The following is a 234-nucleotide window of genomic DNA, read 5'->3' on the forward strand; positions in this document are numbered from 1 at the left end:
CTATGCCCATATCGACAAGGACGGGCGCTACCGGGTCAACCTCGACTTTGACCGCGATACGTGGAAACCGGGTTATGAAAGCCTGTGGGTGCGCCAGTCGCGCCCGTATGCAGGTGACACGTATGGCCTGCATCTGCCGCTGCTGGCGGGAACGGAAGTCAGCATCGCCTTTGAGGAAGGCAACCCGGACCGACCTTATATCGCCGGGGTAAAACACGACTCGGCACACACTGA

1 protein-coding gene is annotated in these 234 nt (G+C 59.8%); it reads left to right on the plus strand.

Annotation, left to right across the window (positions count from 1 at the left end; all coding sequences use genetic code 11):
• Positions 1–234 (plus strand): phage baseplate assembly protein V (locus tag CF394_RS16375; protein ID WP_243370595.1); only part of this gene is annotated, 234 nt, incomplete at both ends.

The organism is Tetzosporium hominis (assembly GCF_002265435.1).
Taxonomy (GTDB): domain Bacteria; phylum Bacillota; class Bacilli; order Bacillales_A; family Planococcaceae; genus Chryseomicrobium; species Chryseomicrobium hominis.